Here is an 18,111-nt window from a genome sequence, read left to right on the forward strand (position 1 = left end):
CAACCTACTTTTCTGATATGGCTGCCCTTATTTGCGGTTCCCTGGCATTCGACACCATCATGACCTTCGAGGGCCGCTTCGCCGAGCAGATACTGCCGGACCAGCTGCACATCCTGAATGTCTCTTTCCTGGTGCCTTCGTTGCGCCGTGATTTCGGGGGGTGCGCGGGCAACATCGCGTACAGCCTCAAGCTGCTGGGCGGCGAACCATTGCCCATGGCGACATTGGGAAGCGACGGAGCGGACTACTTGCAGCGGCTGCGAACGCTGGGCATCAGCACCGAATTTGTGCGGCAAGTGGACGACAGCTTCACGGCCCAGGCCATGATCATGAACGACCGTGACAACAACCAGATCACGGCTTTCCATCCCGGGGCGATGCAGCAGGCGCACATCACGCGCGTTGCCGCGCGCGGAGACATCCGCCTTGGCATCGTCGCACCCGACGGGCGTGAGGCGATGCTGCAGCATGCAGAGCAATTCAAGGCGGCGGATATTCCCTTTGTGTTCGATCCTGGCCAGGGCCTGCCCATGTTCGACGGCAAGGAGCTTGCGCATTTCGTGGATCTTGCCAGCTGGGTGGTGGTCAACGACTACGAGGGGAAAATGCTCTCGCAGCGCACGGGCTGGAGCCTGGCCGACATCTCCCGGCGTGTGCGCGGGCTGGTCGTGACCCTGGCTGCGGAAGGCTGCGAAGTCTGGATTGACGGCGAGCGCGAGCATGTGCCCGCCGCGAAGCCGGCTGCCGTGGTCGAGCCCACGGGTTGTGGCGATGCCTGGCGTGGCGCGCTGTTGTTCGGCCTGGAAAAGGGCTGGCCGTTGGCCCGCTGCGCCGAATTGGGCAACCGGGTCGGGGCCCTCAAGATTGCGCAGCGCGGCCCGCAGAACTACACGCTGGATTTCACCCCCGCGTGAGGGGGTGGTGCCTGCGGGGCAGGCGGGTGGGGGCGGCTTCGGTTCGAGGTGCCGCTTTGCCCGAAGCGCGTGTCTCGGCAGGCATAAAAAAACCCGGTGCAACGGCACCGGGTTGAGCGCGTAATACGTGCTGATTACGGCTTGTTGCCCGTAGGGAAGGGCCAGGCTGCCTGAGGGTTCAGGGTAGTCTGTGCTGCAGGAGCGGCCGCAGGGGCAGGCGCCTTGGGGGCCTTCTTGGCCGGTGCAGCTTTCTTCGCGGGGGCGGCCTTGGCGGGTGCAGCCTTCTTTGCTGCTGCTGCCTTCTTGGCGGGAGCGGCCTTCTTGGCTGGTGCTGCTGCCTTCTTGGCAGGCGCAGCCTTCTTTGCTGCTACTGCCTTCTTGGCGGGAGCGGCCTTCTTGGCTGGTGCTGCTGCCTTCTTGGCAGGTGCAGCCTTCTTCGCTGCTACTGCCTTCTTGGCGGGAGCGGCCTTCTTGGCTGGTGCTGCTGCCTTCTTGGCGGGCGCAGCCTTCTTCGCTGCTACTGCCTTCTTGGCGGGAGCGGCCTTCTTGGCTGGCGCTGCTGCCTTCTTGGCAGGTGCAGCCTTCTTCGCTGCTACTGCCTTCTTGGCGGGAGCGGCCTTCTTGGCCGGTGCAGCCTTCTTTGCCGCTACGGGCTTTGCCGATGCGGCCTTTTTCGCTGGGGCTGCCTTCTTGGCGGCCGTTTTTTTCGCAGTTGCCATCATGTTCTCCTTGGGTCAATTTGCAAAGAGCACTTCGTGTCTGCAGTGGACACGAAGCGATCCATGGCGATGGAGAAAACCCCCATCGCCATGAACACGGGAACGCCCCGCACGGCAACGCTCTGCGGCGCTGTCTGTGTGGGGCGTGGTGTAAAAATCCATGGTGGTGTGATGCGAAAGGCGCTAGTCCCAGGACAGCGCACCACCGGACTGGTATTCAATAACCCGGGTCTCGAAGAAGTTGCGTTCCTTCTTGAGGTCAATCATCTCGCTCATCCACGGGAACGGGTTCTCTTCGTTGGGGAACAGCGTTTCCAGTCCGATCTGCGTGGCACGGCGATTGGCGATGTAGCGCAGGTAGCCCTTGAACATGGACGCGTTCATGCCCAGCACGCCGCGGGGCATGGTGTCTTCGGCGTAGCGGTATTCCAGCTCGACCGCCTTGAGGAACAGCGCCTTGATCTCGGCCTTGAATTCGGCTGTCCAGAGGTGCGGGTTCTCGAGCTTGAGCTGGTTGATCAGGTCGATGCCGAAGTTGCAGTGCATCGACTCGTCGCGCAGGATGTACTGGTATTGCTCGGCAGCGCCGGTCATCTTGTTTTGCCGGCCCAGCGCCAGGATCTGCGTGAAGCCGACATAGAAGAACAGGCCTTCCATCAGGCAGGCGAAAACGATCAGCGACTTGAGCAGCGTCTGGTCGTTTTCGGGGGTGCCGGTGTGGAAGTTGGGGTCCATGATCGCTTCGATGAAAGGGATCAGGAACTGGTCCTTGTCACGGATCGACTGGACTTCGTTGTAGGCGTTGAAGATCTCGGACTCGTCCAGTCCGAGCGACTCCACGATGTACTGGTAGGCGTGCGTGTGGATGGCTTCTTCAAAGGCCTGGCGCAGCAGGAACTGGCGGCACTCGGGCGCCGTGATGTGGCGGTAGGTGCCCAGCACGATGTTGTTGGCGGCCAGCGAGTCGGCGGTCACGAAGAAGCCGAGATTGCGCTTGATGATGCGGCGCTCGTCATCGGTCAGGCCGTTCGGGTCCTTCCACAACGCGATGTCGCGCGTCATGTTCACTTCCTGCGGCATCCAGTGGTTGGCGCAGGTGGCGAGGTACTTTTCCCACGCCCACTTGTACTTGAACGGGACCAGCTGGTTGACGTCGGTCTGGCCGTTGATGATGCGCTTGTCGGCGGCATTGACGCGCCGATGCACTGCAGTGGACTCCGCCACTTGCGGGTCGGCCGCGGCCGTTGCGGTCGCAGCAACGGGGTGCAGCGAGGGGGACTGAAAAGACAGAGGCGGTTGCCCCGCCGGGCGGTTGTTTTGCAGACCGCCGTCCAGTTGATTTTGCGATGAGGGCTTGACTTCTTCGTCCCAGGTCAACATAGATTTTCCAGTGTTCGGATTATGAAAGCAGTGCTGCGAAAAGAAAAGCACTGAAGCGTTGTGTGGCAACGATTTGTTGCTTCACAGCACATGCGCAACGCCTCGGATGTGTCGAGGCGTTGCGCGCGAAGTCCTTATTGGCAGGCTTCGCAGGTTGGATCGTCGATTGCGCAGAACTTGATGTCCGTGGCGGGCAGCGCGGCGGCCTGCGCGGCGGCCGCTGCCGCGGCGGCTTCCAGCGCGCTGGGCTTGGCCTGCGGGGACGCGGAGGCCTGTGGCGCACCGCCGTCGTTGCCGGACGAAACCGCGTTGAGCTGGCGCGTGTTCACGGTGCTCATCTCGACGTGCGTGGCGCTCTGCGTGCGCAGGTAGTAGGTGGTCTTCAGACCGCGCACCCAGGCCAGCTTGTAGGTGTCGTCAAGCTTCTTGCCCGATGCGCCAGCCATGTAGATGTTCAGGCTCTGCGCCTGGTCGATCCATTTCTGGCGGCGCGATGCGGCCTCCACCAGCCAGTGGGGCTCCACCTCGAAGGCGGTCGAATACAGCGCCTTGATGTCTGGCGGCACGCGATCGATGGGGTGCAGGGAGCCCTTGAAATGCTTGAGATCCATGATCATCACGTCATCCCACAGTCCCAGGCGCTTGAGGTCGCGCACCAGGCCGCCGTTGATGACGGTGAATTCGCCCGACAGGTTGGACTTCACGGACAGGTTGCCGAACGAGGGCTCGATCGATGCATCCACGCCGATGATGTTGGAGATGGTCGCGGTGGGCGCGATGGCCACGCAATTCGAGTTGCGCATGCCGTCCTGCGCGATCTTCTTGCGCAGGGCGTCCCAGTCCAGGGTGGAAGAGCGGTCCACTTCCACATACCCGCCCCGGGCATCCGACAGCATGTCCAGCGTGTCGAACGGGAGGATGCCGCGGTCCCACAGCGAGCCCTTGTAGCTGGAGTACTGGCCGCGTTCCCGCGCCAGTTCGGTGGAGGCCCAGTAGGCGTAGTAGCAGATGGCTTCCATCGACTTGTCGGCGAACTCCACGGCCTCTTGCGACGCGTAGGGAATGCGCAGCTCATACAGGCTGTCCTGGAACGCCATCACCCCCAGGCCCACCGGGCGATGGCGCAGGTTGGAGTCGCGCGCCTTCTTGACGGCGTAGTAGTTGATGTCGATCACGTTGTCGAGCATGCGCATGGCGACCTTGATGGTCCTCTTGAGCTTGTCGTGGTCGATCTGGCCGTCCTTCAGATGCTGCAGCAGGTTGACCGAGCCGAGGTTGCACACGGCGGTCTCGGTGTCGCTGGTGTTCAGCGTGATCTCGGTGCACAGGTTGGACGAGTGCACCACGCCGGCGTGCTGCTGGGGCGAGCGCACGTTGCAGGCGTCCTTGAACGTGATCCAGGGGTGGCCGGTCTCGAACAGCATGGTCAGCATCTTGCGCCACATGTCGGTGGCCTGCACCGTCTTGGAAGGCTTGATCTCGCCGCGCGCGGCCTTTTCCTCGTAGGCCACGTAGGCTTTCTCGAAGTCGGCGCCGAAGAGGTCGTGCAGGTCGGGCACGTTGGAAGGGGAGAACAGGGTCCAGGTGCCCTTTTCCATCACGCGGCGCATGAACAGGTCGGGAATCCAGTTCGCCGTGTTCATGTCGTGCGTGCGGCGGCGGTCGTCGCCCGTGTTCTTGCGCAGCTCCAGGAATTCTTCGATGTCGAGGTGCCAGGATTCCAGGTAGGTGCAGACAGCGCCCTTGCGCTTGCCGCCCTGGTTCACGGCCACGGCCGTGTCGTTGACGACCTTGAGGAAAGGCACCACGCCTTGCGATTCGCCGTTGGTGCCCTTGATGTGGCTGCCCAGCGCGCGCACCCGGGTCCAGTCGTTGCCCAGGCCGCCCGCGAACTTGGACAGCAGTGCGTTTTCCTTGATCGACTCGTAGATGCCGTCCAGGTCGTCGGGCACCGTGGTCAGGTAGCACGAAGACAGCTGCGAGCGCAGCGTGCCGCTGTTGAACAGCGTGGGCGTGCTGGACATGAAGTCGAACGACGAGAGCACTTCATAGAACTCGATGGCGCGGGCTTCGCGGTCGACTTCGTTGAGGGCCAGGCCCATGGCCACGCGCATGAAGAAAGCCTGGGGCAACTCGATGCGCGTCTTTTTGACGTGCAGGAAGTAACGGTCGTACAGGGTCTGCAGTCCGAGGTAGTCGAACTTCAGGTCGCGGTCCGCCTGCAGGGCGGCGCCCAGGCGCTGCAGGTCATATTGCAGCAGGCGCTCGTCCAGCAGCTCGTTTTCCACGCCCTTCTTGATGAATTCGGGGAAGTAGTCGATATAGGCTTGTCCCATCGCGCTCTGGGTCACCTCGCGGCCCAGGACTTCGCGCACGATCGTGTGCAGCAGCAGGCGGGCGGTGGCGTAGGTGTAGTCGGGGTCTTTTTCGATGAGCGTGCGGGCCGCCAGGATGGAGGCCTTGTAGACCTCGTCCATGGGAACGCCGTCGTACAGGTTGCGCATGGTTTCGGCAACGATGGGGTCTGCGCTGACGTCCGCGCCAAGATTCACGCAGGCCGACTCGATCAATGCCTGCAGCCGGTGGAGGTCGAGGGCGACGCGTTCTCCGCCGTCCAGCACGTGGAGCAGCGGAGCGGGGGCGGACGGAGCCTGCTGCTCGACCTGGCGTGCACGCTCCTGGGTGCGGCGCTCGCGGTACAGCACGTAGGCGCGGGCAATCTCATGGTGGCCGCCACGCATCAGTCCGAGTTCCACCTGGTCCTGTACATCTTCAATATGAAAGGTGCCGCCTCCGGGGCGCGACCGCACCAGGGCGCGGGTGACATTCTGGGTCAGGGTGTCCACGACTTCGCGCACGCTGGCGGACGCGGCGCCTTGTGTGCCATGCACCGCCAGGAAGGCCTTCATCATCGCCACCGCGATCTTTTGCGGCTCAAACGGCACCACCGCCCCGTTGCGGCGGATGATCTGGTAGTGCGCCAGCGAGTTGGCCGCCGACGTTGGCGCGGGCTGCGAAGCCGGAGCTTGCGCTGGGTTGGCGTGGGTGGTGGAAGGCGTAGTCAAAGCAGCTTGCATGGGTGTCCTCTTCTGTGGGCTGTCTGGGATGTGTGGCGCGGGGCGTGAAGCCGCCGCAAGGTGTGAGTGATGGGCCGGACTTCTGTCTGCCGCACACTATATATGGTGTGTCAGGTGCATTCAAGACACTACCGGTAGTGTACCGCCCCAAACCCCTGGGAAAAGGGAAACAGCATGTTTTCAATGCTGCGAGTTCTTGCGATGACCCCGCTGGAATCCCTTGTCCCACCGAAAAAGCAGCAGCGAATCCGCGCCGCGGCGGGCGATTCGGGCGGTTTTTCTTCGCGAGGCCGCGTGGAGCTTGGCGATGCGGCTTTGTGCGGTTGCACAAAGAAAAAGTTGCTGTGACGCGGCGCTGCGACAGCGCGTTCAGCTGGCGGCCAGGATGGCGGGCCGGGTCGCCGCGGGAAAACGGTGCGGCGGCCAGCGCAACGCCTTTTGTACCTTCACCCAGTCGAAGCCGGGGCCGGGATCCTGCTTGCGCCCGGGCGCTATGTGCTCATGTCCCGCAATGTGCGCGATGGGATAGCGCCGCGCGATGTCCTGGCAGAGCGTGGCCAGCGTCCGGTACTGGGCGGGTTCGAACGCCAGGCCCTCCAGGCCCTCCAGCTCGATGCCGATCGAGTCGTCATTGCACTGGCTGCGCCCGCGGTAGGCCGACTGGCCTGCGTGCCAGGCCCGCAGATCACAATCCACGAACTGCCAGAGCGCACCGGTGCGCTCGATGAAGAAATGCGACGACACCGCCAGTCCGCGGATGCTCTGGTAGTAGGGATGGGCATCCCAGTCCAGGGTGTTGGTGAACAGCTGTTGCACTGCACCCCCCCCGTACTCGCCCGGCGGCAGGCTGATGGAATGCACCACGATCAGGTCGATGGCGGACCTGGCCGCTGCCGGGCGCGTGCCATGGTTGGGGGATGGGAGCCTCGTGGCCGCGCGGTGCCAGCCGCCGTCCCACGGCGGTGGGTCCGCCGGCGCTGCCTCCTCAGCCCACGTCGTCATGCGGGTCCTGGTCGTTGGGCACGGCGATGTTCAGCCGGGCGATCCTGTAGCGTATCTGGCGCAGGCTGATGCCCAGCCGGGCGGCGGTGGCGGTCCGGTTGAAGCCCGCCTCGCGCAGGGCGCGGATCAGGATGTCGCGCTCCTGCTGGTCAAGCCATGCCTGAAGATCGCTGGGCAGCGTCACCAGGCTGCCCGCGCCGGGCGGCGGCGCGGCCGGGTAGGCGCTCTGCGGGTCGGCGGGGGACGGCATCGCGGGCGCCGGCGCCGCCCGTGTCCTCGGGGACTCGGCGGCTCCCCCCGAGGGCCCGTCCACATGCAGCTCTTCCCCATCGCTGAGCGCCACGGCCCGGTGCAGCAGGTTTTCAAGCTCCCGGACGTTGCCGGTCAGCGGGTGCGCGGCGATGGCGTGGAGCGCGCTGTCGGTCAGCGGGGGGACCGGCATGCCCGATTCCTGCGCGATGCGCGAGAGCAGCGCGGCGCACAGCACCGGCAGGTCCTCGCGCCGCTCGCGCAGAGGGGGGATCAGGATCTCGATCACGTTGAGTCGGTAGTACAGATCCTGCCGGAAGCGGCCCGATTGCACATCGGCGGCCAGGTCGCGGTGCGTGGCGCTGACGATGCGCACATCCACCGTCTCCTCCTGCGTCGAGCCCAGGGGCCGCACGCTGCGCTCCTGGATCGCACGCAGCAATTTGGACTGCATGGCCAGGGGCAGGTCGCCGATCTCGTCGAGAAACAGCGTGCCGCCACGGGCCGCCTGAAAGTAGCCGTCGCGATCCTGGGCGGCGCCGGTGTAGGAGCCCTTGCGGGCGCCGAAGAACTCCGCCTCGAGCAGGTTCTCGGGAATGGCACCACAGTTCACGGCCACCAGCGGGCCATCCGCGCGCTGGCTGCTGGCATGCAGGGCCTGCGCCACCAGTTCCTTGCCCGTGCCTGATTCACCGTGAATCAGCACGGGCGCCATGCCGCGCGCGACCTTGGCCACCCGCTGCTTGACGTTGCGGATCGCCTCGGAGGTGCCCACCAGCCGGTCCAGGGCGGTGCCCGCCGCCAGGGGATCCGCGCCGGCCGGCGCCGGCCGGCCTTGCACTCCACCGCTGCGCGCGGCCCGGGGCGCGGGGACACCACCCGTGCCCTGCACCGCGGAGGCGACAACCGATCGGAACTGCTTGAGGTCCACCGGCTTGGTCATGTAGTCGAACGCGCCGGAGCGCAGGGCTTCCACGGCGTTCTCGGCCGACCCGTAGGCCGTCATGACCACGCAGCGTTCGCGGCGCTGCTGGTCACGCAGGTCCTGCAGCAGTTCCATGCCGAACCCGTCGGGCAGGCGCATGTCGGTGATGACGGCATCGAACCGGTGGGCCTTGAGCTGCTCGCGTGCCTCCTGCACGCTGGACGCAGTCTCCACACGATAGCCTTCGCGCAGCAGCGTCAGCTCGTACAAGGTGCGCAGGTCGGGTTCGTCGTCCACGACGAGGATGGAGGCGGCAGGGGCGTTCATGGCAATGCGTTTCAGACCACGATGGTGTCAAACAGCGTGGCGGCTTCGGTGGGGCGTGTGGTGCGGCGAAAGCCCACGGTGAAGGCGTTGCCTCCCACCTCGCCCCGCAGGGTGGTGCGGGTAAGCCGCTGGTAGCTGATGGACGCCCCATGGCGCTGGCACAGCTCGCGGCAAATATACAGGCCCAGGCCGCTGGAGCGGCTTTCGGATGAAAAGAAGGGCTCGAACAGGTGGCGCTCCACCGATTTGTCCATGGGGGCGCCGTCGCTCCAGACTTGCAGGCTGATCTGTCCCGACGGCAGGGCCCGGGTGGTCACCGTGAGCGAATCGGGCTCCTGGCCCATGTAGCGCAGCGCATTGTCCAGCAGGTTCACGAGCACGCGGCGCAGATGCTCCGTGTCGAATTCCACCTGGGTATTGCCCGCTTCGAGCATCACCACCGCGCGGCGCTGCAGGGGGTCCTGCGCCTGCCAGTCATTCCAGACCAGCGCCACGGTTTCATCCAGCGGCAAGGTGGATGCCGGCGCGTGGCTGATCTGGTGCTGCACACGGGCGATGTCCAGCACCTCTTCGGCGATGCGGGCCAGGCGGTCCGCATTCTGCTGCACCATGCGCGCCAGCCGTTTCTGGGCGGGGTCGTGCAGGTCTTCCTCGAGCAGGGCGTTGGCCTGCACGATGGCGGCCAGCGGGTTGCGGATCTCATGCGCCACGGCGGCGGACATGCGGCCCATGGCGGCGAGCTTTTCCGTGCGCAGCCGGGCTTCCATCTCCCGCAGATCGTGCAGGAACATCACGCACAGGCGCTCGGTCTGCGCCTGGCGCGCGGCTTCGCGCGTCGAGGTCAGCCAGGTGCGCACATGCAGTCCGGTGGGGCTCTGTCCAGGATGGAGCAGGTCCACGTCCGCGGTCTGGGAATGTTCCTGGCGGAAAGTCCTCCGTGCCAGGGTGACCAGCGGGTTCCAGGGCGTCTCGGACGACAGGATGAAGGGCAGTTCGGGCAGGGCCGCGCCGCCGAGAAGCTGGAGCCCGGCGGGATTGGCAATGCGCACCACATCGCTTTCGTCCACCACCAGGACCCCGTCGGTGAGGTTCTGGATGACCAGCGCGCTGACCTGGGTCTGCACCCGGGCGGCGACCTGGCTTTGCTGCGCCACTTCCTGCTCGCGGGCCAGGCGGGTCGCGAGCTGGTGCACGAGGTAGCTCACGATGAAGTAGCCCGTGCCAGTCAGCGCGCTTTGCAGGTAGCGCGGCGCATCGTCGCCCGCGGTGCCGGAGCCCATCCACCAGGCCCAGCCCAGCAGCAGCAGCGTCACGCCCGCCGTGGTGCCCAGTGCCAGGGTCAGGGTCCCCAGCACGGCCGCCATCAGGATGGGCAGGCCAAACAGGGGGGTGTAGTTCATGGTGCCCGCATGCAGCAATTGCAGCGCGGCGATGGCGGCGAGGTCCACCCCGATGGAGGGCAGCCATTGCGGGCCGGCCCCCGGCGACGGCGGGCGGTGCCTTGCCAGGATGCGCAGCAAGGTGGTGGCCGCGAGATACAGCGCACACACCACCAGCACGGCCGGCTCCGTGGCCTGGTTGATGGCCTGACCCGCACCTTGTAGCACGAGGAGAGCCAGTGCCACCATGACGCGGCCGGTCAGGAATCCCCGCCACAGCCGCACGAACGGCGCCTCGACCGCGGATGTGAAGGTGCTGGCGGACAGCGCTGGCATGGCCGGTCTCAGGCCGGGCCCAAGCGCCGGTGCTCGGCGCAGCAGTAGGCCTGGGGGCCGACCATCAGCGCTTCGGCCTGGGGAACGTGAACGCCGCAGTGGGCACAGGCAAGCATGTCTTGCGGAAGCGCCAGGGGCGGGGGTCTGGAAGACTCCGCGCCGGTCGCGCGGCGTCCGCGCCAGATACCGATGGCAACGACCAGCACCACCAGCAAGACCAGGTATTTCATGCGTTGCGGCCCAGAACGACTTCCATGACAAAGCGGGATCCCACGTAGGCCAGCAGCAGCAACGCCGAGCCTGCGTACAGCACGCGCACCGCATTGCGGCCCCGCCACCCGAAGCGCGCACGCCCCACCAGAAGGGTGGCGAACGTGAGCCAGGACAGCAGGGAGAACACGGCCTTGTGGTCCCACCGCCAGGCCCTTCCATACAGCGTGTCGCCAAACAGCCAGCCCGCCAGCAGGGTCGCGGTCAGCAGAATGAAGCCCGCGGTCACGAAGCGAAAGGTCAGGCGTTCGAGGGTCAGCAACGGAATGCCGCTGTGCGGGTCTTCGGCCTGCCGGATATGGCGCTCGGCGCGGGTCATGAGCCATGCATGCACCACGGCGGCGCCAAAGAGGCCGTAGCAGGCGATGCCCAGCGCCAGGTGCAGGGGCAGCCAGGCGGAGGCCGCGACATGCAGGGGCTGGCCCGGGAAAACCAAGGCCAGCACCACGGCGATGGCGCCGAGCGCGGCCAGGATCCACCGGGCCTGCATCTGCGGAAACAGCTGCCGTTCCACCGCATACACCGTGAGCACGAGCCAGGCCGTCATCGACAGGGCCGGGGCAAAGCCAAAGCGGGGCGCCTCGCCCCAAAGCCCCCACACCAGCACCGCGCCATGCAGTATCCAGGCGACCAGCAGCGCATTGCGTGCTGCCGCGGCCCCCAGCCGCGAGGCGGCTGCGGCGGGCACCGCGTATGCCACGGCCGCGGCCAGGGCCAGCAGCCAGCTGACGGGGGAAGCACTGGGTAAAATCATGGGTACAGTTTAGCCTTTCGCCCCACCGCCAGCGCCCTGGCGGGCCCGCGTGCACAACGACAGCGTTGATGGCGCGCAGGCAATACCGGAACTTCTCCTATGGCCTCCGCCCTTACCGACAAACTCACGCGCCTCGTCAAGGAGATGCGTGGCCAGGCCCGCATCACCGAGTCCAACGTCACGGACATGCTGCGCGAGGTGCGCATGGCCCTGCTCGAGGCCGACGTGGCCCTGCCCGTGGTGCGCGACTTCATCGCGCGCGTCAAGGAAAAGGCACTGGGCCAGGAGGTGCTGGGCTCGCTCAAGCCGGGCCAGACGCTGGTGAGCATCGTCAACCGCGAACTCGCCGCCACCATGGGCGAAGGCGTGGCCGACATCAACCTGGCTGCGCAGCCGCCGGCCGTGATCCTGATGGCTGGCCTGCAGGGGGCGGGAAAGACCACCACCACGGCCAAGCTGGCCAAGCACCTGATCGAAAAACGCAAGAAGAAGGTGCTCACCGTCTCGGGCGACGTGTACCGCCCGGCGGCCATCGAACAGCTCAAGACGGTGACAAAGCAGGCCGGTGCGGAGTGGTTCCCGAGCACGCCGGACCAGAAGCCGCTCGATATCGCGCACGCCGCGCTCGACTACGCCAAGAAGCACTACTTCGATGTGCTGCTGGTCGATACCGCTGGCCGCCTGGCCATCGATGAAGCCCTGATGAAGGAAATCAAGGACCTGCATGCGGCGCTGAACCCGGTCGAGACCCTGTTCGTGGTCGATGCCATGCAGGGCCAGGATGCGATCAACACGGCCAAGGCCTTCAAGGAGGCGCTGCCGCTCACCGGCATCGTGCTCACCAAGCTCGATGGCGATTCGCGCGGCGGTGCGGCGCTGTCGGTGCGGCAGATCACGGGCGCGCCGATCAAGTTCGCGGGCGTGTCCGAGAAGCTCGACGGCCTGGAGGTGTTCGATGCCGAGCGCCACGCGGGCCGCATCCTGGGCATGGGCGACATCGTGGCGCTGGTGGAGCAGGTCACGGCGGGCGTGGACATGGAGGCAGCGCAAAAGCTGGCGGCCAAGGTCAAGAGCGGTGACGGCTTCGACCTGAACGACTTTCTTTCCCAGATCCAGCAGATGAAGCAGATGGGCGGGCTTTCCAGCCTCATGGACAAGCTCCCGTCCCAGCTCACCGCCAAGGCCGGCGCCATGGACATGGACAAGGCCGAGAAGGACATCAAGCGCAAGGAGGGCATCATCCAGAGCATGACGCCGCTGGAGCGGCGCAAGCCCGACCTCATCAAGGCCACGCGCAAGAAACGCATCGCCAACGGCGCGGGCGTACATGTGCAGGAAGTCAACCGCCTGCTCAAGGAGTTCGAGCAGATGCAGGGCATGATGAAGAAGATGAAGGGCGGCGGCCTGATGAAGATGATGAAGAAGATGGGCGGCATGAAGGGCCTGGGCGGGGGTGGCATGCCCAAGATGCCCTTCTGAGATAGAGGCATTTCGGCCTCTGGCGCTGATGGATAAAGAGCGAAAAGCTATAAAAAATATAGCAAAATAAAAAGCCGGCATGCATGCCGGCTTTTTTTGTGGGCGATGTGATCGCGAGGAGGCGGCGGACTAGGCTGCCTTCAGCATCGGCTGTGCCAGGCGGCTGGCATGCAGCCATGCGCGGCGCAGCACGGGGGGCGACCAGGACTCCTCGGGAATCAGCAGCAGGCGCTGTGCGCGCATCGCCTTGCCCAGCGCGATCTGGCTGGTGAGCACGGCCAGCGGAATCGCCAGCGCCAGGGGCAGGCCCACGGGCATCAGCCACAGGAGGGCGCTGCTGTCGATCAGCGCAACACCCAGCGCCAGCAGGCCGATCACCACGCTCATGGGGGCCAGCTGGCGCACGGCATGGAGCCAGGGCACGGCGTGGGCCTCGCGCGGAGGCGATTTCCATTCCAGCTTCAGGCCCGTGAGCGCGATCAGTACGAACAGCGAATGCGCCAGCATGCGGATGGGGGCCTGCAGGATGGCCAGCACGCTTTCGAGCGCGGCGCTCTTGAGCAGGCTGAAGGCGCCGCCGTACTCCTTTTGCTCGCGGCGCATGAACACCGCGGCCACTCCCAGGATGCGAGGCAGGAACAGCATGCACAGCGTCCATGCCCACAGCGAGAGCAGTTCGGCCGGCAGGATGTGCCAGTCGGCCACGAGCTTGGCGCCCGAGAGCCACAGCGCCGTGCCCAGGGTGAGGAAGGCCAGCCACAATGGGGCCGAGAGGTAGGCCATGGCGCCCGTGATGAACATCGAGCGGTGCACGGCGTGGAGGCCGGGCTCGGCCATGAGGCGAGCGTTCTGCAGATTGCCCTGGCACCAGCGGCGGTCGCGTTGCAGTTCGGCCAGCAGGTCGGGAGGCTGTTGCTCGTAGCTGCCGACCAGGTCGGCCACCAGCCACACGTGGTAGCCCGCGCGGCGCATCAGGGCTGCTTCCACGAAATCGTGCGACATGATGCCGCCCGCCAGACCGCCCTTGCCCTTGATGGGTGCGAGTGCGCAATGCTCCATGAAAGGAGCTACGCGGATGATGGCGTTGTGGCCCCAGTAGTGGGATTCGCCCAGTTGCCAGTACTGCATGCCCAGGGTGAAGAGGCGGCCTGTGACGCGCGAGGCGAACTGCTGCGCGCGGGCGTGCAGCGTGACGTGGCCGATGGCCTGCGTGGCTGTCTGGATGATGCCGGCGCTGGGGTTGGCTTCCATCAGCTTGGCCATCGAGACGATGCAGTCGCCGCTCATCACGCTGTCGGCGTCCAGCACCACCATGTAGCGGTAGTCCTTGCCCCAGCGGCGGCAGAAGTCGGCCACATTGCCGGCCTTGCGGTGCGTGCGGCGGGTGCGCAGGCGGTAGTACACCTGCACTTGCGGCTGCTGGCCGTGCTGGGCGAGGGCATCGCGCAGCGCCTCCCATGCGGCACGCTCGGCCTGGGCGATGGCGGGGTCGTAGCTGTCGGACAGCACGAACACGTCGAAGGTGGCGCCGTGGCCGGTCGATGCGACCGACTCGCACGTGGCCCGCAGCCCGGCAAACACCGTAGCCACATCTTCGTTGCAGATCGGCATGATGATGGCCGTGCGCGCGTCGGGCGCCAGTTCGTGCTCCAGCACGCTGCGCACGGACAGCGCGTGCCGGTCACCGCGCAGCATCACCCAGAAACCCATCAGGCCGGTCAGGAAACCGGTGACCACCCAGGCGGAGAGCAGCGCAAACAGCGCGATCTGGCCGTACCCCAGCCAGGCGTTTTCATAGTCGGGCTGCACGCCCGCAAACAGAAAGCTGGCCAGGGCCGTGGTCAACGCGGTCAGCACGGCAAAGGTCCAGCGGCGGCGCTGCGCGGCGCCCTCCCAGGCCTGGGCCACGGCGGGGGCCGCGGGCAGGGCCGGGTGGGGCGCTGCGCTGCGGCCTGTCAGGCGCAGCAAAAGGGCGGTGCCCATGCTGTTCCAGAAGCCGCGCCAGGGCAACGGTGCCATGGAGCCCCGGTTGACCGGGGGCGCGGTCACGGCATTGGGGTGCCGTTCCTCGCGCAGCGTGCTGCGCGGGATGCCGACAGTCCGGTGCTGCTGTAGGGGGCTTACTCGGGAAGAATGATGTGCGTCCATGTTTCACTCACAGCGTGGTTGTCGTGTTGAAGAAAAGCGCGCAGCTCGATCGGGCGATCGGCCTTTTGGCGCTGTACGCGAACGGTCATGCGCCACTGCTCGGTGGCGGGATTGCGGTAGACGATGTTTTCAAGCACCTTGCCGTTGGCATCGCTGGTCACCACGGCCTTCACGGTGGCGTCGGCGGGCAGGACCTTGAGGGCGGGGCCGTCGAAATCGACCACGTACTGGGCCTGCTGGCGCAGGGCCTCGGCGGTTTGTTTGGTGTAGCCCATGCCCCGGCGCGATTGCGTGGCCCAGGCCCCGGGGGGGCGCTGCTGCTCGTCGCCCTGCCAGCTCAGCTCATAGGCAAATTCCAGGGGCTGGCCGGGGGCCGGCATCTGGGCCGGAACCCAATACGCCACGATGTTGTCGTGCGTTTCGTCGGGGGTGTGGAGCTGCACCAGTTCCACGCGGCCAGCGCCCCAGTCGTGCAGGGGGCGCACCCAGGCGCTGGGGCGGCGCTCATACCGGGCTTCCACGTCCTCATAGTTCGACCACTGGCGGTCGCGCTGCATCAGGCCAAAGCCCTTGGGGTTTTGGGTGGCAAACGATGTGACCAGTGTCTGCCTGGGGTTCTGCAGCGGCCGCCACAGCCATTCGCCCTCGCCCGTGGCGATCATCAGGCCGTCGGAGTCATGCACTTCGGGCCGGAAGTCGTCCTTGCGGGGCTGGTTCTCGCCAAAGAAGAACATGCTGGTCAGCGGCGCGACCCCGAGCGTGGCGATGGGCTTGCCGGAGCCGGGCCGCACAAAAATGCGGCTGCGCACGGTGGTGGTGGTCTGCGCGCCGGGCTGGATGTCGAAGCGGTAGGCGCCGGTGGCGCGGGGCGAATCCAGCAGCGCGTACACCGTGACCTGTGTGGACAAGGGGTCGGGCCGTACCAGCCAGAACTCGGTGAAACGCGGGAACTCCTCGCCACTGCCGCCCACGGTGTCGATGGCCAGCCCCCGGGCCGACAGGCCGTACTGCTGGCCCTTGCCAAGCGCGCGGAAGTAGCTCGCGCCCTGGAAGACCACCAGCTCATCCTTGTAGGCGCTGGAGTTGAGGTGGTTGTGCAGGCGAAAGCCTGCAAAGCCCAGGTCTCCCCAGGCCTCAGGCCGCACCTGGTTCTTGCCATAGTCGAAGTCCGCACGGCTGTAGCCGATGTGGCGCGCGCCCTGCGGCGTGACTTCGTTGATCAGCACCGGCTCTTTCTGGTACAGGCCCAGGTGGAAGAACATGGCCTCGAACGGCAGCTTCTCGGTGCGCCACAGGGCACGGTCGGGGCGCCAGCGGATGTCGCGCACCTGGTCGTAGTTGAGTTTTGCGAGGTCGGCGGGCAGCTTGTCGCTGGATGCGCGATACGGCTTCTGTGCCCGCTCCCGGGCGAGGCGGGTGACGCTGTCGAAATCGAAGCCTTGCGCCTGCGCAGTGCCTGCGAGCAGGGCGGCGGCCAGCGCCATCACGGCCCGCGGGAGGCGGCCGATGGCGCGTGAACGGAGAGAAAAAACAGCTTGCATGCCGGAACTAGGGCAAACCCTGTGCCAGCTTGAAAAAACTGTTCTAAATCAAATGCTTAGGCCATCAATTGCATGTAAGCAGATGTGCAACCCCGCCATGGGAGCCGAAATGCCGTCTTTTTGTCGCCATCTGGCGACAGCGAATGGGGTTGCTGCTAAAAAATCCAGATAAATCAAATACTTAGTCGTGTCGCCCATCGGCGACGTCGTCGTTGTCCGGGGCGTCATTCTTGAAGTTTCCGGGGGTCAGCGCGTGTTTTTGCAGCAGCCGGTAGAACTCCGTGCGGTTGCGCTGCGCCAGGCGCGCCGCATCGGCCACGTTGCCGTCCGTCATCTTGAGCAGGCCCACCAGGTACTCGCGCTCGAAGCGTTGCCGGGCTTCGGCAAAGCTCAGCACCTGGGTGGACGGCGTGCGCAGTGCGCGCTGCACCAGCGTCAGGGGCACCAGAGGGGTGGTGGACAGCGTGCACACCTGCTCGACAACGTTGTAGAGCTGGCGCACATTGCCGGGCCAGGCGGCCAGGGTCAGGGCCTTGAGCGCCTCGGGCGCAAAACCCGACAGGCGCTTGTCGTACTTGCGCGCCAGCTTGTCCAGAAAGTGGTTGGCCAGCAGCGCGATGTCCTCGCGCCGGTCTGCGAGGGTGGGCAGCATCAGCGTGACCACGTTCAGGCGGTAGTACAGGTCTTCGCGGAACTGGGCCGTGGCCATCGCCGCCTCCAGGTCGCGGTGCGTGGCCGAGATGATGCGCACGTTGATCGGGATCGCCTGGCTGGCCCCCACGGGGCGCACCGCGCGCTCCTGCAGCACCCGCAGCAGCTTGACCTGCAGTGCGGGGGGCATGTCGCCGATCTCGTCCAGCAGCAAGGTGCCGCCTTCGGCGGCCTGGAACAGCCCCTTGTGGTTGGTCACCGCGTCGGTGAAGGCGCCCTTGACGTGGCCAAACAGTTCGGACTCCAGCAGGGCCTCGGGGATGGCGCCGCAGTTGACCGCCACAAAGGGGTGGCTCGCACGGGGGCTGGCGCGGTGGATGGCCTGGGCCAGCAGCTCCTTGCCCGAGCCGCTGTCGCCCAGCAACAGCACGCTCGCATCAGACTGGGCCACCATGTAGGCTTCGGCCAGCAGGTCGGTCATGCGATTGGAGCGGCTCACGATCTCGGCGCGCCATGCCTCGTTGGCATGGGCATGTGCCACCGCAGGGGCGCTGAGCGCCAGGGCCTGGGCGATTTTCTCGAGCAGCTCCTTGCCGTCGTAAGGCTTGGTGAGGTAGGTGAACACCCCGCGCGACGTGGCTTCCACCGCATCGGGAATGGTGCCGTGGGCGGTGAGCAGGATGACCGGCAGCGAGGGGTGGCGTGCACGCACTTCGTCGAACAGCGCGAGTCCGTCGCGCCCTGGCAGGCGCACATCGCTCAGCACGAGCTGGGGGCGCGCCATGTCGAGCTGGGCCAGCGCGGCCTCGGCCGAGCCCACGGCCACCACGTCGTATCCGGCGGCATGGAGCCGCAGGGACAACAGCCGCAGCATGTCGGCGTCATCGTCCACCACAAGAATGCGGGCGGCGGGCGTTGCGCGGGAGGGGCGGGGAGCGGCTGCCATGGTCGTTGTCTCGC

At 66.1% G+C, this 18,111-nt stretch carries 14 protein-coding genes; 3 read left to right on the plus strand and 11 right to left on the minus strand.

The window, feature by feature from the left end; all coding sequences use genetic code 11:
• Positions 1-17 precede the first annotated feature (17 nt).
• On the plus strand, positions 18-914 hold the full coding sequence (locus AC1RVY_RS14625; RefSeq protein WP_218296058.1) for a carbohydrate kinase family protein: 897 nt from the start codon (positions 18-20) through the stop codon (positions 912-914).
• Positions 915-1,048: 134 nt separating this feature from the next.
• Here the strand turns inward: AC1RVY_RS14625 and AC1RVY_RS14630 are convergent, their stop codons facing one another.
• From AC1RVY_RS14630 to AC1RVY_RS14640, 3 genes are all read right to left on the minus strand, one after another.
• Positions 1,049-1,633 (minus strand): histone, encoded by a 585-nt coding sequence (locus AC1RVY_RS14630; protein ID WP_218296057.1) that lies wholly within the window; start codon positions 1,631-1,633, stop codon positions 1,049-1,051.
• A 183-nt stretch (positions 1,634-1,816) separates the two neighbouring features.
• Positions 1,817-3,013: a ribonucleotide-diphosphate reductase subunit beta gene (locus AC1RVY_RS14635; protein ID WP_492806949.1), complete on the minus strand. Its 1,197-nt coding sequence runs from the start codon at positions 3,011-3,013 to the stop codon at positions 1,817-1,819.
• Positions 3,014-3,147: 134 nt separating this feature from the next.
• On the minus strand, positions 3,148-6,090 hold the full coding sequence (locus tag AC1RVY_RS14640; RefSeq protein ID WP_218296055.1) for a ribonucleoside-diphosphate reductase subunit alpha: 2,943 nt from the start codon (positions 6,088-6,090) through the stop codon (positions 3,148-3,150).
• Positions 6,091-6,264: 174 nt separating this feature from the next.
• Between AC1RVY_RS14640 and AC1RVY_RS14645 the strand changes: the two genes are divergently transcribed.
• Entirely contained in the window at positions 6,265-6,438 is a 174-nt protein-coding gene (locus AC1RVY_RS14645) for a hypothetical protein (protein ID WP_218296054.1), read from the plus strand.
• Between the two features lie 21 nt (positions 6,439-6,459).
• Here the strand turns inward: AC1RVY_RS14645 and ampD are convergent, their stop codons facing one another.
• Genes ampD through AC1RVY_RS14670 form a run of 5 tightly spaced genes read right to left on the minus strand, consistent with a single transcriptional unit; the run spans position 6,460 to position 11,332 of the window.
• Complete coding sequence (gene ampD, locus AC1RVY_RS14650; protein WP_492244561.1) at positions 6,460-7,092, minus strand: 1,6-anhydro-N-acetylmuramyl-L-alanine amidase AmpD; 633 nt, start codon at positions 7,090-7,092, stop codon at positions 6,460-6,462.
• Entirely contained in the window at positions 7,076-8,593 is a 1,518-nt protein-coding gene (locus AC1RVY_RS14655; protein ID WP_369643325.1) for a sigma-54-dependent transcriptional regulator, read from the minus strand. Before AC1RVY_RS14655 ends, ampD begins: the two co-directional genes overlap by 17 nt.
• 11 nt (positions 8,594-8,604) lie before the next feature.
• Positions 8,605-10,308 (minus strand): two-component system sensor histidine kinase NtrB, encoded by a 1,704-nt coding sequence (locus tag AC1RVY_RS14660; protein WP_492806950.1) that lies wholly within the window; start codon positions 10,306-10,308, stop codon positions 8,605-8,607.
• Between the two features lie 8 nt (positions 10,309-10,316).
• The gene (locus tag AC1RVY_RS14665; RefSeq protein ID WP_218339682.1) at positions 10,317-10,538 is read right to left on the minus strand and encodes a PP0621 family protein; all 222 of its coding nucleotides are present in this window, start codon (positions 10,536-10,538) and stop codon (positions 10,317-10,319) included.
• Positions 10,535-11,332: a cytochrome C assembly family protein gene (locus AC1RVY_RS14670; protein ID WP_218339681.1), complete on the minus strand. Its 798-nt coding sequence runs from the start codon at positions 11,330-11,332 to the stop codon at positions 10,535-10,537. The genes AC1RVY_RS14665 and AC1RVY_RS14670 overlap by 4 nt, the downstream gene beginning before the upstream one ends.
• Positions 11,333-11,431: 99 nt before the next feature.
• Between AC1RVY_RS14670 and ffh the strand changes: the two genes are divergently transcribed.
• Positions 11,432-12,811 (plus strand): signal recognition particle protein, encoded by a 1,380-nt coding sequence (gene ffh, locus AC1RVY_RS14675; RefSeq protein ID WP_218296048.1) that lies wholly within the window; start codon positions 11,432-11,434, stop codon positions 12,809-12,811.
• Between the two features lie 129 nt (positions 12,812-12,940).
• Here the strand turns inward: ffh and mdoH are convergent, their stop codons facing one another.
• From mdoH to AC1RVY_RS14690, 3 genes are all read right to left on the minus strand, one after another.
• Positions 12,941-14,959 carry a glucans biosynthesis glucosyltransferase MdoH gene (gene mdoH, locus AC1RVY_RS14680; RefSeq protein ID WP_492244555.1) on the minus strand — a complete coding sequence of 673 codons (2,019 nt, stop codon included), beginning with the start codon at positions 14,957-14,959 and terminating at the stop codon, positions 12,941-12,943.
• Positions 14,932-16,443, minus strand: coding sequence for a glucan biosynthesis protein G (locus AC1RVY_RS14685; protein WP_492807114.1), 1,512 nt, complete (start codon positions 16,441-16,443; stop codon positions 14,932-14,934). Before AC1RVY_RS14685 ends, mdoH begins: the two co-directional genes overlap by 28 nt.
• Before the next feature lie 238 nt (positions 16,444-16,681).
• Positions 16,682-18,097, minus strand: a complete 1,416-nt coding sequence (locus tag AC1RVY_RS14690) for a sigma 54-interacting transcriptional regulator (RefSeq protein ID WP_492806951.1) — start codon at positions 18,095-18,097, stop codon at positions 16,682-16,684.
• Positions 18,098-18,111 lie beyond the last annotated feature (14 nt).

The organism is Acidovorax sp. GW821-FHT11A03, from assembly GCF_058809075.1.

What these genes read in the sequence shown, in the direction of transcription:
- ffh (WP_218296048.1), top strand. Translation starts at nt 11,432, where the DNA reads ATGGCCTCCGCCCTTACCGACAAACTCACGCGCCTCGTCAAGGAGATG.
- AC1RVY_RS14625 (WP_218296058.1), top strand. Translation starts at nt 18, where the DNA reads ATGGCTGCCCTTATTTGCGGTTCCCTGGCATTCGACACCATCATGACC.
- AC1RVY_RS14640 (WP_218296055.1), bottom strand. Translation starts at nt 6,090, where the DNA reads ATGCAAGCTGCTTTGACTACGCCTTCCACCACCCACGCCAACCCAGCG.
- AC1RVY_RS14685 (WP_492807114.1), bottom strand. Translation starts at nt 16,443, where the DNA reads ATGGCGCTGGCCGCCGCCCTGCTCGCAGGCACTGCGCAGGCGCAAGGC.
- AC1RVY_RS14660 (WP_492806950.1), bottom strand. Translation starts at nt 10,308, where the DNA reads ATGCCAGCGCTGTCCGCCAGCACCTTCACATCCGCGGTCGAGGCGCCG.
- AC1RVY_RS14630 (WP_218296057.1), bottom strand. Translation starts at nt 1,633, where the DNA reads ATGGCAACTGCGAAAAAAACGGCCGCCAAGAAGGCAGCCCCAGCGAAA.
- AC1RVY_RS14665 (WP_218339682.1), bottom strand. Translation starts at nt 10,538, where the DNA reads ATGAAATACCTGGTCTTGCTGGTGGTGCTGGTCGTTGCCATCGGTATC.
- AC1RVY_RS14655 (WP_369643325.1), bottom strand. Translation starts at nt 8,593, where the DNA reads ATGAACGCCCCTGCCGCCTCCATCCTCGTCGTGGACGACGAACCCGAC.
- AC1RVY_RS14645 (WP_218296054.1), top strand. Translation starts at nt 6,265, where the DNA reads ATGTTTTCAATGCTGCGAGTTCTTGCGATGACCCCGCTGGAATCCCTT.
- AC1RVY_RS14635 (WP_492806949.1), bottom strand. Translation starts at nt 3,013, where the DNA reads ATGTTGACCTGGGACGAAGAAGTCAAGCCCTCATCGCAAAATCAACTG.
- ampD (WP_492244561.1), bottom strand. Translation starts at nt 7,092, where the DNA reads ATGACGACGTGGGCTGAGGAGGCAGCGCCGGCGGACCCACCGCCGTGG.
- AC1RVY_RS14670 (WP_218339681.1), bottom strand. Translation starts at nt 11,332, where the DNA reads ATGATTTTACCCAGTGCTTCCCCCGTCAGCTGGCTGCTGGCCCTGGCC.
- AC1RVY_RS14690 (WP_492806951.1), bottom strand. Translation starts at nt 18,097, where the DNA reads ATGGCAGCCGCTCCCCGCCCCTCCCGCGCAACGCCCGCCGCCCGCATT.
- mdoH (WP_492244555.1), bottom strand. Translation starts at nt 14,959, where the DNA reads ATGGACGCACATCATTCTTCCCGAGTAAGCCCCCTACAGCAGCACCGG.